The organism is Hymenobacter sp. R533113 (assembly GCF_056835965.1).
This window is the reverse complement of record NZ_JAKWBD010000013.1, coordinates 253741-269169: the sequence shown is the minus strand read 5'-3', so window position 1 is coordinate 269169 and position 15429 is coordinate 253741. Positions and strand designations below refer to the sequence as shown.

The following is a 15429-nucleotide window of genomic DNA, read 5'->3' as shown; positions in this document are numbered from 1 at the left end:
ATATGAAGCTCAGTAAGGTGCGGTTGGGAATAATGGCCTTGGCGCTAAGTGCCTGCTCCGTAACGCCCCAGCAGCGCGAACCGAAAGCCGATATGCCCGGCCAGACCGTAAGTGCCGCCGTTACGGGCACCGTGACCTACCGCGAGCGGATGGCGCTACCGCCCACGGCCGTTGTGAAAGTGCAGCTGCTGGACGTAAGCTTCGCCGATGTGGCCGCCACCGTGCTCGACTCCCTGACCCTTCGCCCATCGGAGGGCAAGCAGGTGCCCTACGAGTTTTTGCTGCGCTACGACCCGGCCCAAATCAACGCGCGCAATACGTATGCCGTGCGGGCGCAAATTCTGGCGGATGGTAAACTGCTCTTTACCACCACCCAGGCCTACCCCGTAATTACCCGCGGCAACCCCCTCAGCGTGGACCTGGTGCTTCAGCAAGTTGGCCCCAATTAAGTGGCTGGGGGCTTTTTCGTAGGGTAAGCCGTAGCTTGCACTACTTTTGTGCCGCTTAACTTCCTAATTCTCCGCACCCCGTGCAACAACTCGAACAAGACATCAAAGCTGCGCTGAGCGCGGCCATTCAGCAGATATTTGGCGCCACGGTCGCGGCTGAGCAGCTGGTTATTCAGCCCACCCGCAAGGAATTCGCTGGCACTTTTACGCTCGTGACGTTTTCGCTGACCAAAAGCCTGGGTAAAGGCCCGGAGCAGATAGGGCAGGCGCTGGGCGAATGGCTGGCCGCTAATGAGCCCCGCGTGAGCGGCTTCAACGTAGTGAAAGGCTTTCTGAACCTGGAAATAGCTGACAGTGAGTGGCTGCGACAGTTTGCCGAGATGCTGGCCCGGCCCGACAATGCGCCCGTGCCTTCCAATGGCCCCCAGCGCGTGGTCGTCGAGTACTCATCGCCCAATACCAACAAGCCCCTGCACCTGGGCCACCTGCGCAATATTTTTCTGGGCTATTCGGTGGCCGAGATTGTAAAAGCCACTGGCGCCACCGTTACCAAGGCCAACCTGATCAACGACCGGGGCATTCATATCTGCAAGTCGATGCTGGCGTACCAGCGCTTCGGGCAGGGCGAAACGCCGCAGAGTTCCGGCATTAAGGGTGATCATCTGATCGGCAAATACTACGTGCTGTTTGAGCGTCATTACCGTGAGGAAATCCGTCAGCTGGAAGCGGAAGGAGTAGCGCAGGATATAGCCAAGCGCCGGGCTCCGCTCATGACGGAGGCCCAACGGATGCTGCAACAGTGGGAGCAGGGCGATGAGGAAGTGCTGGCGCTGTGGAAGCAAATGAACGGCTGGGTGTACGAAGGCTTCGACGAAACCTACCGCACCATCGGCGTCGATTTCGACAAATACTATTACGAGTCCGAAACCTATCTGCTGGGCAAAGAGCGCGTGGAAGAAGGGTTGCAGAAAGGTGTATTCTTCCGCAAAGATGACGGCTCGGTGTGGGTTGATCTGAAAGAGGAAGGCCTCGACGAAAAACTCCTGCTCCGCGCCGACGGCACCAGTGTCTATATCACCCAGGACCTGGGCACGGCCGAGCTGAAATACCAGGATTTCAACTACGATTCGTCGGTCTACGTTATTGCCGACGAGCAGAACTACCACATGCAGGTGCTCCAGGGCGTGTTGCACAAGTTGGGCAAGCCCTACGCCACGGCCATTCATCACCTGAGCTACGGCATGGTTGATTTACCTTCCGGCCGCATGAAGTCCCGCGAGGGAACCGTAGTCGATGCCGACGAGCTGGTGCAGGAAATGGTGGATACCGCCCGCCGCACTACGCAGGAGCTAGGTAAAATCGAGGGTCTCGCCTCTGAGGAAGCCGAGCAGCTCTACCACACGTTGGCGCTGGGCGCGCTTAAGTATTTTCTGCTGAAGGTTGACCCCAAAAAACGCATGCTCTTCAACCCCGAGGAGAGCATTAACTTCCAGGGCAACACTGGGCCGTTTGTGCAGTATACCCACGCCCGTATTGCGGCCATTATGCGCAAAGCCACCGAGCTAGGCCTGACTGGGGGGCAAATTGACGGCCCCGAAAGTCTGCACGAAACCGAGCGCGACGCCGTACAGCTGCTGGCCGGATACCCTGGTGTCGTGGCGGAGGCTGCCCATCTGATGGCTCCATCTATCCTGGTGCAGTACGTGTACGAAGTGGCGAAAGCCTACAACCGCTTCTATACCGAAGTGCCCGTGTTTGGCGAGCCCAACGAGACAAAACGCCGCTTCCGTGTGGCCCTTTCCGCCCAAACCGGCCGAACCATCAAAGCCGGTATGCGCCTGCTGGGCATTACGGTACCCGAGCGTATGTAACCCGAAGCGGCGCTTCGGCCAGTCTCGATTTTCCAGTTAAAACAATGATTGAGCGGGCCGTGGCGCGTTCCTACTCCTATGAAAAGTGTAGCAGTTTACTGCGGCTCCAGTGCCGGCCATAATGATATCTACCGCCGGCAGGCGGATGTAATGGGTCAAACCCTGGCCGAGCGCGACATGACGCTGGTGTACGGTGGCGGTCGGGTAGGCCTCATGGGTGCCGTAGCCGACAGCGTACTGCGCCACGGCGGCCGCGCCATCGGGGTTATCCCCGATTTTCTGGCCGATAAAGAGCTGGCTCATCTTGGCCTGACCGAACTGCACATCGTGAAGTCTATGCACGAGCGTAAGCTGCTGATGGCTGACTTGGCCGAAGGCTTCGTGGCTATGCCCGGTGGCTATGGCACGTTGGAAGAGCTATTTGAAGTGCTGACCTGGGGTCAACTCGGGCTGCACCCCAAGCCAGTGGCCGTGCTCAACGTGGGTGGCTACTACGACCAGCTCTTGGCTTTGCTTGATACGATGGCAGGAGAAGGCCTGCTCCGTCAGGACAACCGCGCGCAGCTTTTGCAGGATGAAACGCCATCGGTGCTGCTGGATAAAATGCTGAACTACCAGCCCATAGCCGTTGAGAAATGGCTTACTCCACCTACTACCTAGCGTTGTTGGCCGGGAAGCAGGCGCGCCGCATCGAGCAGCTAGCTTTTCTGCCCCTTTTACCTTGGTTGTACCAGAATGAAACATAGGCAGAACATTGGTGGTTTGGGCGGTGCGATTCATTGTCTGCCATTCTTTGTCTCAAAAAAGCCCCCCATGCAAGCTTCTATACTAATCCTGTTGGTCGCCTTGGCCTCCTGCGGATCTTCTTCTCAATCCTCAACTGCTTCCACCTCCATGACTACCACTGCTCCTGAAACCGCCGCTGCCAGCACCGTGTACGACTACTCCGTAAAAACCATTGAGGGTAAAGATGTGAAGCTAAGCCAGTTTGCAGGCAAGAAGCTCCTCATCGTGAACGTGGCCTCGGAGTGCGGCTACACCCCACAGTACAAAGAGCTGGAAGAGCTGCACAAAAAGCACGGCGATAAAGTAACCGTGCTGGGCTTCCCAGCCAACAACTTCGGCGGTCAGGAGCCCGGCACCAACGAGGAGATTGCTACCTTCTGCGAGCGGAACTTCGGCGTTACTTTTCCCATGTTTGAAAAGGTATCGGTAAAAGGCGACGACACGGCACCGCTTTTCCAGTTTTTGGCCGATAAAACAAAGAATGGTGCTATCAGCGACGCGCCCACCTGGAACTTTTGCAAATACCTCGTGAATGAGCAAGGCCATGTAGTTGGTTTCTATCCTTCCAAGGTAAAGCCCATGAGCGACGAGCTGGTGGCTGCAATTCTGAAATAGAAGGATTGGACTTTTGTTTCTTCTCCAGAACGTCATGCTTTGCCAGCCTTAGCATGACGCTTTGGTTTCCGCTTCTGGCGCATGACTACCTCCTCGGCTTCTCCTACATCTCCAAACCCAAGTCCCATCAGCGCTTGGGTGTCGGCTTTTCGGCCCCGCACACTGCCCCTGGCATTGGCCAGTATTCTCACGGGGGGCTTTTTAGCCGCCGCGGGGGGCAATTTAATGGTGCAGTCGTTGGGCTGGCGGCGCTTACCACCGTTTTACTCCAGATTCTGAGCAACCTCGCCAACGACTACGGCGATTCTCAAAACGGTGCCGATAGCGTGCACCGCGAAGGGCCACTGCGGGCGGTGCAGGCCGGTTACATCACGCCTACCCGTATGAAACAGGCGATGGGCATATTTGGCGTGGCTGCTTTCGTATCAGGGCTGGGGCTGCTGTGGGTGGCGCTGGGTGCAGCCGGCCTGTGGATTCTGCTGACGTTTCTGTTGCTGGGCCTGGCCGCGATTTGGGCCGCTATTAACTATACGGCGGGCAGCAATCCGTATGGCTACGCCGGACTGGGCGACGTGTCGGTATTCATCTTTTTTGGGCTGGTTGGCGTGGGCGGCACCTACTTTCTGCAAACCCAGACGCTGCCGCTGGCTGTCCTGCTGCCCGCCATTAGTCTGGGTTGCTTTGCTACGGCTGTGCTCAACGTAAACAACATCCGCGACTTGCGCTCCGACGAGCTGGCTGGTAAAATCACGATACCCGTGCGGCTGGGGGGCAAATCGGCCCGACGCTACCACTGGCTGCTGCTGGTGCTAGGCCTGGGCAGCGCCGTCATTTATGTCGCACTCACCTATCATTCGCCCTGGCAATGGCTATTTGTGCTTGCCATTCCCCTGTTCTGGTTTAATGGTCGCCAGGTATGGGCGCGGCACGATTCCAAACAACTCGATCCGTTGCTGAAGCAAATGGCCCTGAGCACGCTGGTGTTTGTGCTATTGTTCGGAATAGGGCAGCTTCTCTAGCAGTAGTCACTGTGCAGCATTATTTTCCGGCAGCAAATGCGCGTGCGTTAGCACCATTTTTCCTTTGTTTGGTCCTCTGAGTACGTGTAATTCCCTAAAAAGCCCCGGCTACTCAGGTAGTAGCCGGGGCTTTTTAGGGAATTGATAATGCGCGCCCTACTTAGTGAGCGTGAATGCGCTTACGCTTTTGAATACGACGCTGTTGGGCTTGCTTAACCCGGCGATACAGCGCCTCCAGAGGCGTTTCAGGTTGGCGCGTGGCAGTAGCTGCATCATTCAGCTCTTCGGCTTTTTTAATTTGGTAGGTTTCATAAGCAGAGTATGTAAGTGTCTATCAACGGGAGAGCTTCTTGCAAGGATACACTATCTCATCAAATTAGCCGGTACAAGCACTCTTTATCCTAGCTTCAGCTCAACAAATAGTGCAAAACCCGCTAGCCGAGCAGTCGCTCGCCTCCGCCCCCAGTTGACTGTGCTGTTTACAAGCATCTCACAGAATGTTTTACGCCTAAAAAGCCCGTCTTACCAGGATGTTATTTGGGTGTGCGCGTCGACCAGGCCTGGTAGGACGAGCGCATTGCCTAAACCGAAGACCTCGGCACCGGTCTGAATCGGCAGGTTCGCGCCGGCTTGGAGAATAGGTGGACCCTGCATCAGCACCACGCCGTTGGCAATAGATTGCTTTATAGAACAGAACTGTCTTTTTCAGTATTCGTACCGCGCATTCGTGAATCAAAAGCTCACCTTACAATTCCATAATTTTTTCATTAAAAAAGCCCCCCAGCAGTGGTGGGGGGCTTTTTTATTTCTGTAATAAATCCCTATTCACCGCTGGATACTGGCGGCGCGGCTTGCGTAGCTTCCGCGCTGCCACCTTCTGGTCGCGGGCCGCGATTACTGCGGTTGCGGCCGCCACGCTTGCGACGCTTCTGGCCTTCGCTGGCTTCGCCTTCCGCACGAGGCTCGCGGGGTGCACGCGCTTGACCATCCGTTGCTTCTCCTTCTGCTCGCGGTGGGCGTGGGGCACGAGGCTCCCGTACTTCGCCTTCGGGCCGCGGGGCGCGGGGCGGACGCTGGTAGGGCTGGGCAGGGGCACCACCCGCGTCGAGGGCGGCCAAGGCAGCATTGGCCTTGGCAATACGCTCTTTCTGGGCTGGGTCGTTGGCATCGGGAGCGTCGCGGCGGGGCGGGCGGCTGCCATCGCGGGGGCCTTCGCGGCGGGGGCCACGGCCGCCACCATCGCGTGAGCTGCCGCCGCCGGAATGACCATTACGGGCCGGACGACCGCCAATTTTGCCCCCCAGACCGCTAAAACGCTTCGGGTCGAACTCAGGAGCCGGACCCAGGCCGAGCTCCTCGGTGATGGTCTTCTTTTCAAGTTCCCGCTCAATGAGCTTCTCGATTTTCAGCACGCGGTCCTGATCCTGGTCGGCGATGAAGGTGATAGCCGTGCCGGTAGTAGCGGCACGGGCTGTGCGGCCGATGCGGTGCACGTAATCTTCCGCGGCCCGCGGAATATCGTAGTTCACTACGTGGCTCAAATTATCAATGTCGATGCCGCGGCTGAGCACATCGGTAGCCACCAGAATAGGAAACTGCTTGTTCTTAAAGTCGCGCATGATCTGCTCGCGCTCTTCTTGGGTGCGGTCCGAGCTGATGCCCTGGGCCACGTAGCCCAGCTTATTGATGGATCGTACAATGTTGCCCACGGCCGCTTTTTGCGAGGTAAACAGCACCATACTCTGCACATTCTGGGTTTTGAGAATGTGCTCCAGAATATAGATTTTCTGGCGGTCGAAAGCCATGTACAGCTGCTGGTCGATGCCAGCGGCGGGCTTGGATACGGCCAGCCGGATTTCCTCGGGCTCGTTGAGGATCTGCTTCGAGAAGTCGCGGATTTTGTTGGGCATGGTGGCCGAGAACAGCAGCGTCTGGCGCTGCTTGGGTATCTGGCGCACGATGTTCAGGATGTCATCGGAGAAGCCCATGTCCATCATCTTATCGGCCTCATCCAGCACCAAATACTTGATCTGGTCGAACTTCACGTAGCCCATTTGCAGGTGAGCAATCAAGCGGCCGGGCGTGGCCACAATGATGTCGGCGCCGCTGGTGAGGGCGCGCTTCTGCTGCTCCCAGCCTTCGCTTTTGCCGCCGCCATAAATGGCAATGCTGCTCGCTTCTACGAAGTAGCCAAAGCCTGTTATCTGCTCATCAATCTGGGTAGCCAGCTCGCGGGTGGGCACCAGAATGAGCGTGGAAGTGTGGCCATGCTTGGCGTGTGAAATCCGGTCGAGGAGGGGGAGGAGGTAGGCCGCCGTTTTGCCGGTGCCCGTCTGGGCGCAGGCAATCAGGTCTTTACCTTCAATAATCTTAGGAATTGCCTGCTCCTGTATGGGCGTGGCGTTCAGATAATTCATGGCGTCCACGCCGGCCAGCAGGTCGTCGTGGAGATTAAACTCGGTAAATTTCAAGGTACAGCTACGTGAAGTGAATAAAGGGCTGACCTTGCGCGTCTGGTCAGCGAACCGCTTGCTTTACTGCAAAGATACGCCATTTTGAAGCGCGGTCGTGCCAGGGAGGTAAGACCAATGTTGGGTTCCCGCAGAGGTGCGCAGAGGTAAGCGTGGAGGTTCGCTGAGTGCTGATGACTGAACACTGCGCACCTCTGCGCTTTTCCTCTGCGTAACTCTGCGGGAAATATCGTTTGAGTTTTTGTAACTCTGCCCAAATAATGCCGCTTTCCCCAAAAAAGCCCCCCAGCCGTTCGCTGGCTTGTATATCCTGGAGCTGGCCTCCGTACTGGCGGGCCCACAGGTTGGCCAGTTCTTCGCCGAGCTGGGAGCCACGGTCCTAAAAGTAGAAGCCCCGGCCGGCGACATAACCCGCACCTGGAAAACCGCCGCCGAAACATCCGAAACGGATGTATCAGCATATTTTTCTGCTTCTAACTGGGGCAAAAAGTCCATCGTGCTCGACCTGGCTACGGCCTACGGCCAAGACGCTATTCGTACCCTCGCTGCCCGCGCCGACATCGTGCTGGCCAGCTACAAGCCGGGCGACGCTGAAAAGCTGGGCGCCGATTACGCTACCCTTTCGGCTCTGAACCCGCGCCTTATCTACGGTCATCTCACCGGCTACGGTTCCGCTACCAACCGCGCGGGCTACGACGCGGTGCTACAGGCCGAAGCCGGATTCATGTACCTGAACGCTCCACCCGGCCACGAGCCCCTGAAAATGCCTGTAGCCCTCATAGATCTATTGGCTGCGCATCAGCTCAAAGAAGGCTTGCTCACCGCGCTTTACCAGCGCACGCACACTGGCCGCGGCGCGTGGGTGCAAGTGTCATTGCTCGACAGCGCGTTGGCTTCCTTAGCCAATCAGGCCGCGACCTGGCTCGTTACTGGCCACGACCCAAAGCCTTTAGGATCAGGGCATCCGAGCATAGTACCCTACGGCACGGTGTACCGCGCTGCCGACGGCCGTTATCTGGTGCTGGCTGTGGGCAGCGACCGGCAGTTTGGGTTGCTATGCGCCGCCCTGGCCCGGTCGGAGTGGGCAACAGATGCACGCTTTCAAACAAATGCCCTGCGCGTAACCAACCGGGCGGCGCTGGAAGAGCTGTTACATCAGCGTATTGGAGAGGTAAGCGGCGAAGAGCTGCTACAAACACTGGAGCAACAAGGAGTACCCGCTGGGGCAGTGCGCACGGTGGGTGAAGCGCTGACACATAAGTCGGCGGAGCGAATGATTTTGCCCCCCACCGCTGATTTTTCGCATTCGGGCCTGCGCACAGTAGCTTTCCAAAGCAATACCTGGGCGCCGGCACCAGCGCTTGCAGGCCCGCCGCAACTGGGTCAGCATCAACTGGAAAACGAGTTGTTGGCCCCTGAACCTGGGCAACACGATGTGGGATAAGGCGGACTGGCACAGCTTTGGTTCTCTAACCTAACAAGCTCAACCGCGTAACTTCTTAGGCCAGCTCACGGCCTTCAAGCCCGGAAGTTGTCTGTATTATCCATTACATATTATGGCCAAAAGAACTCCAAAAAAACCGGTTTCTGAACCTAAGAATGCCGCTAAATCGGCCCATGTACACGAAGAAGCAATGGCCGCCGCCGAAGTAATTACGGCTGAGGTTGCTACGGAGCGCTTGGCACTTATTTCGGAAGGACTAAAGCAAAAAGCTACGGCCAAGCAGGCCATTTTTCGGAATACCAGCGCCGCCTTTGATTTGCTGCGTCGGGTATCTCTGGAGCTGACACTGGAACTGAGTAGACGCATCACCTCCGTCGACTCTACGGTAGTCATTGAGTACCGGCCAATCAACGAAATGGAGTTCCACATTCGCTTTTCCGGCGACCTGCTCATGTTCGTGATGCATTCCAATATCATCACCTTCCCCGACGATTACGGCCCTATGCCGACCAAGTATGTGGAAGAGGATTTTCGGCGCCGCTTTTTCGGGCATATCATGGCCTATAATTTCATGGCCGACAGCATCAAATATCAGCGCCTCAATGACCCCGGTTACCTCGTGGGTCGGCTGCTCATCAATATTGAGAATCACTACTTCATTGAAGGCGTGAAAGAGCTAGAATTACCCGACATAAATATGGCCGATAACATGCTCACGCACGACGCGCTGAAATTGTTCGTGGAAAGCGCCATGATTGCCGCCGTAAACAACGATTTGATTGCGCCGCCGCTCCAGGAAATCCAGAAGATTACGGTGAAGCAGAAAATTGAAAATCAGCAGGTAAGCCGCGGCAGCAAACTTGGCTTTAGCTTTTACAGTGGGCAACATCACCTAGAGTAAATCTGAACCGCGGATTGTGCCGATTAGTCGGATTCCGCGGATTTTGGTAACGATGTATACTTAATAAAAAAGCCCCCCAGAATGGTTCTGGGGGGCTTTTTTACTCATTAGAAGCGACGTATTTAGTAGAGAATAATCGTCACCAAAATCCGCGGAATCCGACTAATCGGCACAATCCACGATTCAGATAGAGTACCCGACTTTTTCACGTACCCGATTCAGCACTTCCCGGCCGTAGGCCTGCGCCTTGCGGGCGCCTTCGGCCAAACGGGCATCAAGCTCGGGCAGGTTTTGCATGTAGAAAGTAAACTGCTCGCGCTCGGTAGCAAAACGCTGCATAATCAGCTCGAATAACGCCTGTTTGGCGTGGCCGTAGCCGTAGCCGCCGGCCAGATATTTCGCGCGCATTATGTTGGTATCGGCGGAGGTAGCAAGCAGCGAGTACAGCTTGAAAATCGTGTCGTTTTCCGGGTCTTTTGGGTCGTCAAGTCCGCGGCTATCGGTGACGATAGTTTTGATGGTTTTGAGCAGCTCTTTTTCGGGGGCGAATACGTCGATAATGTTGCCGTAGCTCTTGCTCATTTTCTGCCCGTCGGTGCCCGGAATCGTCATCAGTTGCTGATCGACGCGGGCCTGCGGCAGCACGAACGTCTCGCCGTAGCGACTATTGAACGTGGCGGCAATATCGCGCGCGATTTCCAGGTGCTGAATCTGGTCTTTGCCCACGGGTACGATGTCGGCGTCGTAGAGCAGAATATCCGCCGCCATGAGCACCGGGTAGGTGAACAGGCCCGCATTCACATCCGCCAGCCGGTCCGATTTGTCCTTGAAGGAGTGCGCATTAGCCAGCATCGGATACGGCGTAAAACAACTCAGATACCACGTCAGCTCCGTAACCTGGGGCACATCAGACTGGCGGTAAAACAAGTTTTTCTCCGTGTCGAAGCCGCAGGCCAGCCACGCCGCCGCTACAGCGTAGGTGTTCTGCCGCAGCAGTTGCGCGTCGCGCACGGTGGTGAGCGAGTGCAGATCAGCAATGAAATACAGCGAGTCGTTCTGGGCGCTTTTCGACAGCTCTATAGCGGGCAAAATGGCCCCCAGTAAGTTGCCAAGGTGAGGGCGGCCGGTGCTTTGGATGCCGGTGAGAATTCGGGACATAGTTCGTTTTTCGTGTTGGTAGTCAATTATCTTATAAAGGAGCGCTCTCAGAAAACGGAAAATATAGCACGTTAAGGCTTGAGAAGCGAAGTTCAAGTATGTCAAAGACTTACTTGGTACGCAATGCATTATTCTTGGAGAGAAGTTATCGCCTTTTCTACTGCTTCTAGGCGTTGAGTCACGGTGAGGTCACCACGCAATTCCAGCACTGGACAGGTAAAACGTGTTAGCCAGGCGGTATGGTTTGCGATGGTACGTGTCCCCCCAGTAGAGTTGTCATCATAGCCAGCCGCCCAGGTCAAGAAAGCCGCTGTGCGAGCGGCTTGCGTAGGATTATCTGTGCCATAACGTCCTTTCTCCCGCTCTCGTAGCCGCTGCAAGCGGAGGGCGGGGGAAGCCACAGAAACACCACCAAGTCGAACGCGGCAAACCACTCGTCCCCCCAGCCCCCAATAGACCCGCCTACCATCGCGTTTTGGTGCGAAGCTAGGTCGGTCACTAGCTGGCTGTTGCGCTCACTGGATAAACGGCGCTCTATATAGGGCGGCTCGGTCGGCAGCCAGAAATAGTCGTCTGTGTCAAAATAAGGCCAATCCAGTGTCACACTTAGTGCTTGCCCTAGGGTAGTGGTACCGCTACCCGAAGCACCAAATAAGTGCAGTTTCATAGCTGATTTAGGAAGAAATTTTTGCTGCTATTCAAGCTGCAAAGATGCGTGCGACATTACTTGATGAACAAGGATTAAGAGGCGCCTAACCCGCAAAGTGCTAAAATCGAGGACTAACCTTAGAAGCTAAAAAACCGTCCTTATTCCGGGAAATGTCTAACAAGGCATGTTATTTTAAGAGATTTTTTTTCGGAAGTAGGTCAGAATTAACTCCCTGCGCTATCACCTCAAGAATGCTATTACATTCGGTTACTCGAATTTGCTTAACGTGCTCTATTTTCCGTTTCCTGAGAACACCCCATAAAGCGGTATAGTCTTTAAAAAACGGACCCGACGAAAGACGAAAGACGAAGCTACACACTTACATCGGCCGCCGCTTCTTGTTGCAACTCCACAGTTTCTTCGCGGCCGAGGTAGCGGTCAATCAGAAAGTGAGCCAAATAGATAACCGGTGTCAGCAGAATAGCCGCCGCGAATTTATACCAGTAATTAGTGTTGGCCACGCTTAACACTTGGTCAAAAGTCCAGTTGCCGAATAAGTAAAAGGCCACAAAAAGAACTACGAAGCTATCCACGAGCTGGGAGATAAGCGTGGAGCCGGTGGCGCGCAGCCACACGTAGCGCCCGCCCGTCAGGCGCCGAATCAGCTGAAATACCGTCGCGTCGAGCACCTGCCCAACTAAAAAAGCGGTGATAGAACCAGCAATGATGCCCAGGCCCTGACGGAATATGCTCTGGTAAGCAAAATCGATGTTGAACGGCCGCCCTTCCGAATCTATCTTGTTGACGTCGAGCCAGAAGGCGGCGGGGGGCAAATGCGTGGTGGCCAGAATGACCACGAAGGAATACAGTATCAGGCCCACGGTGAGGTAGCTGATGCGTAGGACGCCTTCCTTGCCGAAGTACTCATTGATAATATCAGTGGTCACGAACACCACCGGCCAGATAAGTACACCGGCCGTCAGGTTGCCGGGTAGCCCCATCAGGGCATCTACCGAGAAAATCTTAACACCAATAATTTCTGCCAGCAGTGCATTTACTACAAAAATGCCGCTGAGCACGAGGTAAAGCTGTTGTTTTTTGCGCGCGAAAGCAGTCATAAAGGTGGTTGATAGGCGGTATGCAGTAATCACAAGAACGTCATGCTCCATTGGGCGTCCGGTCACAAAGCATCTCACGTGCTGACGAAGGATTAGTAAACTCAACGAAGCGGGAGAGATGCTTCAACAAGCGGACGCCCGATGGAGCATGATGTTCTTGTGAAAGCAGGCAGCACGTTCTTACAAGCTCACAATTTTGCCTTCGGTCGCAAGCTCTACCCACTCAAATACTGCTTTTGCCTCGTTTAATAAAGGCTCCAGTTCGCGGTAGCGGGAAGAGAAATGACCAATGAGCAGGCGGTGAGCATTGGCACGACGCGCCAGATGTGCCGCTTGCCGCGCCGTAGAATGATGGGTGAGCGTGGCCCGCTCGCGCATATCATCCAGAAAAGTAGCCTCGTGATACAGCAGGTCCACATCGCGCACCAGGTCGGCTAGGGCAGGAGTGTAGAGCGTATCGGCGCAGTAGGCATAGCTGCGCGACGGCGAAGGGGCAGTAGTCACGTCGGCATTGGCAACTAATATATTGCCGGCATCATCTAGTATGTCTTCGCCCTGAGCCAAGCGGCTGAGCTGAGTTGGCAGGAGGTTGGGCGGAAGGCGGGTTTTATCCAGGTGGCGGCGCTTGGGGTGCTCCCGAAACAAGTAGCCACAACACGGAATGCGGTGCCGCATGGGCAAACTGTGCACAGTCAGGTACTTATCCTCATACACCAGCGCGTGTTGCGTGGTGTCGACGGCGGTAAAGGTTAGCTCAAATGAGAGCTGGGTGTGCGAGTAGCGAAACTGTGTGCTGAGAATATCGTCGAGGCCGGCGGGACCGAAGAGCAGCAGCGGCTCGGTGCGACCGTGCAGGTGCATGGTGGAGAGCAGCCCAAACAGCCCGAAAAAGTGGTCGCCGTGGAGGTGAGAGATAAAAATGGCCCCCAGTCGCTGGTGGCGCACTTTGTATTCCATCAGGCGTCGTTGAGTGCCTTCGCCGCAATCAATAAGGTAGGAATTCGCGTCGACGGAGAGTACCTGGGCTGTGTGGTGCCGGTTGAGAAAAGGCGTGGCCGAAGCGCTACCCAGGATTTTTAGCTCAAACTCCATGTATAAAGGTGAATGAGTGAATGAGCGAATAAGCGAATGGGTTATCGTTCTGTAATTAAGTCAGAATACTCACTCATTCACTCATTTACCTATTCACTCATTGGGCCATAAAAAAATTGGTTGCCCGGTGCCAGCTTCAATAAACTGACAACAGACAACCAACAGCGGATACCTAAAAAGCCTATTCTTTACTGGTCAAGTCGCGCTCGATAGCGTGCAGAAATACGCGGTCAATGCCTTCTTCAACGGTGGGCAGGATATGCAACACGGACTCAAGCTTGCTGATGGTGATAAGCTTCATCACATGGTCTTGCAGGCCGGTGAGCACCAGCAAACCGCCGGTAGAGTTGCACAAACGGTTGGCAATCAGGATAGAGCTAAGGCCGGAAGAATCAGTGTACTTCACGTTGCCCAAATCCAGGATGAGGTTATTGATGCCTTCCGCGTTCAGCTTGACAAACTCCGATTTTAGGTCCGGGGCCACCGTGGTGTCCAGCTTCTTCTCATCAATGGTGATGATGGTGTAGGTTTCCTTTTTATCGATGGAGTACTTCATACGGACGTTAGGGACGGGTTAATGGGAATTGCGAAGGTAGCAAAAAATCAGTTCGCGTGAAATCGACGAGTCCCGGATAAGGAATACTCGCGCAGTGACAAAAATAAGACAAGAGAATGAATTAATTGGGCGTAGGTAAGCGGAATAAGTATCCAATGTTATCATCTCTACTTTTAAAAACGGATACTAAACTAGGAAAAATACTGATTAAATTTAAGTACTAATCCCAGATTTTAAAAGCCTTTCTGGGGGGCAAATCCAAAGGTAAGGGTAGCCCAAGTGCTTTGCCAATCGGCCGTTTTGCGGTCGGTGGCGGGCACCATGTACACAGTGCTGACCATATAGCTACCTGATGCCGACAATTGAAACAGCACCCGACCACTTTGGTTAGTATATAATTTGGTGCGACGGGTAATTTTTTGGCCAGGGGCTCCACGTTGCCAGACCTGCACCAGCGCTCGGGGCAGTGGCTTGCCCTCGTACAGCACGCGCACGGTAAGGGCCGCCCCGGCTTTTAGCGAGTAGGGATTTTGCTCTGGAATCAGCTCCAGCGGCTGTCCGATGGGGCGGGCAAACGTACTGTCGCGGGTGGCGACCGGGCCAGCCAGCAGCAGCGTTTTGGCACAGCGCCGATAGGCTTCGCGGCCGGGCTTGTTGGTCTCGCCCCGCTGACGGCGCAGCGCTAAGACATTCTCCAGGCCATCTTCCTGTAAATAAGCAGTGAATTTGTCGCCCGCCAGCTCAATGAACGCATTAGTAGTACTAAGCGCTACTAACTGCAAGCCAGGCTTCGGAAAAGCAATAGTGGTTTGCAGCGTGTCGGCGCGGGTAGCGGCGGCAGTAAGGTCGGCCGAATCGGTGGCAGTGTAATGCACCAGGCGCGTGAGGCGTAAGCTTTTGCCGGCCCATCGTTCCCCCTTGAAATCCTCGCCCACAAAAACGTGGAGATTCTGCTTGCTGCCCGCTGCTATAAAAAAACGCGGTGGCAACAGCCAGAACTCATGGGCCAGGGCAGAGGCGGCGGTGGCTGCGAATAAGAGGAGTAAGAGCTTGAATCTCATGTGGAAATAATCTAAACTCCGACCTGGGAAGTCATTGTAGTCGTTGAATGGCAGTAGCGCGAACCGCAGGCAGACAAGGCCAAGCTTTTGCTTCGCGTATCGTTGCTTAGTTGAACAACGCTGGCAAAATGCCCTCCGGCGAGTCGTTAACGATACGCGAAGTGAATGCTTGGCCTTGCCTGCCTGTAGTTCGCGCTACAAACAAAGACCGTGACAACTCACCAAGCTAGAGCTTAGCT

General features: G+C 55.2%; 14 protein-coding genes. 7 read left to right on the top strand and 7 right to left on the bottom strand.

The window, feature by feature from the left end; all coding sequences use genetic code 11:
• The first annotated feature begins 2 nt into the window (after positions 1–2).
• The 5 genes from MKZ35_RS10155 to menA all read left to right on the top strand — a co-directional run bounded on the left by MKZ35_RS10155 (position 3) and on the right by menA (position 4740).
• Positions 3–449 carry a YbaY family lipoprotein gene (locus tag MKZ35_RS10155; RefSeq protein ID WP_482513185.1) on the top strand — a complete coding sequence of 149 codons (447 nt, stop codon included), beginning with the start codon at positions 3–5 and terminating at the stop codon, positions 447–449.
• A gap of 80 nt (positions 450–529) precedes the next feature.
• Positions 530–2320, top strand: coding sequence for an arginine--tRNA ligase (gene argS / locus MKZ35_RS10150; RefSeq protein WP_482513184.1), 1791 nt, complete (start codon positions 530–532; stop codon positions 2318–2320).
• A 78-nt stretch (positions 2321–2398) separates the two neighbouring features.
• Positions 2399–2980 (top strand): LOG family protein, encoded by a 582-nt coding sequence (locus tag MKZ35_RS10145; RefSeq protein ID WP_482513183.1) that lies wholly within the window; start codon positions 2399–2401, stop codon positions 2978–2980.
• A gap of 234 nt (positions 2981–3214) precedes the next feature.
• Positions 3215–3721 (top strand): glutathione peroxidase, encoded by a 507-nt coding sequence (locus MKZ35_RS10140; RefSeq protein WP_482513181.1) that lies wholly within the window; start codon positions 3215–3217, stop codon positions 3719–3721.
• 53 nt (positions 3722–3774) lie between these two features.
• Positions 3775–4740, top strand: coding sequence for a 1,4-dihydroxy-2-naphthoate octaprenyltransferase (gene menA / locus MKZ35_RS10135; protein ID WP_482513179.1), 966 nt, complete (start codon positions 3775–3777; stop codon positions 4738–4740).
• Positions 4741–5561: 821 nt separating this feature from the next.
• Here menA and MKZ35_RS10130 read toward each other — a convergent pair.
• Positions 5562–7157 (bottom strand): DEAD/DEAH box helicase, encoded by a 1596-nt coding sequence (locus MKZ35_RS10130; protein ID WP_482514730.1) that lies wholly within the window; start codon positions 7155–7157, stop codon positions 5562–5564.
• A 355-nt stretch (positions 7158–7512) separates the two neighbouring features.
• On the opposite strand from MKZ35_RS10130, the gene MKZ35_RS10125 reads away from it, so the two are divergent.
• Together MKZ35_RS10125 and MKZ35_RS10120 are read left to right on the top strand one after the other, a co-directional pair.
• Entirely contained in the window at positions 7513–8655 is a 1143-nt protein-coding gene (locus MKZ35_RS10125) for a CaiB/BaiF CoA transferase family protein (protein ID WP_482513177.1), read from the top strand.
• 112 nt (positions 8656–8767) lie between these two features.
• Positions 8768–9556, top strand: a complete 789-nt coding sequence (locus MKZ35_RS10120) for a hypothetical protein (RefSeq protein WP_482513175.1) — start codon at positions 8768–8770, stop codon at positions 9554–9556.
• 183 nt (positions 9557–9739) lie between these two features.
• Here MKZ35_RS10120 and trpS read toward each other — a convergent pair whose 3' ends face one another.
• The 6 genes from trpS to MKZ35_RS10090 form a co-directional block, all read right to left on the bottom strand.
• The gene (gene trpS / locus MKZ35_RS10115; protein ID WP_482513174.1) at positions 9740–10714 is read right to left on the bottom strand and encodes a tryptophan--tRNA ligase; all 975 of its coding nucleotides are present in this window, start codon (positions 10712–10714) and stop codon (positions 9740–9742) included.
• 298 nt (positions 10715–11012) lie between these two features.
• A complete protein-coding gene (locus MKZ35_RS10110; RefSeq protein ID WP_482513172.1) occupies positions 11013–11381 on the bottom strand; it encodes a P-loop NTPase family protein in 369 nt (122 codons plus the stop codon).
• A 353-nt stretch (positions 11382–11734) separates the two neighbouring features.
• Positions 11735–12481, bottom strand: a complete 747-nt coding sequence (locus MKZ35_RS10105) for a queuosine precursor transporter (RefSeq protein WP_482513170.1) — start codon at positions 12479–12481, stop codon at positions 11735–11737.
• A 180-nt stretch (positions 12482–12661) separates the two neighbouring features.
• A complete protein-coding gene (locus tag MKZ35_RS10100; protein WP_482513168.1) occupies positions 12662–13573 on the bottom strand; it encodes a ribonuclease Z in 912 nt (303 codons plus the stop codon).
• 181 nt (positions 13574–13754) lie between these two features.
• A complete protein-coding gene (locus MKZ35_RS10095; protein ID WP_084446661.1) occupies positions 13755–14129 on the bottom strand; it encodes an STAS domain-containing protein in 375 nt (124 codons plus the stop codon).
• A gap of 233 nt (positions 14130–14362) precedes the next feature.
• A complete protein-coding gene (locus MKZ35_RS10090; RefSeq protein WP_482513166.1) occupies positions 14363–15190 on the bottom strand; it encodes a DUF4198 domain-containing protein in 828 nt (275 codons plus the stop codon).
• Positions 15191–15429: the final 239 nt, after the last annotated feature.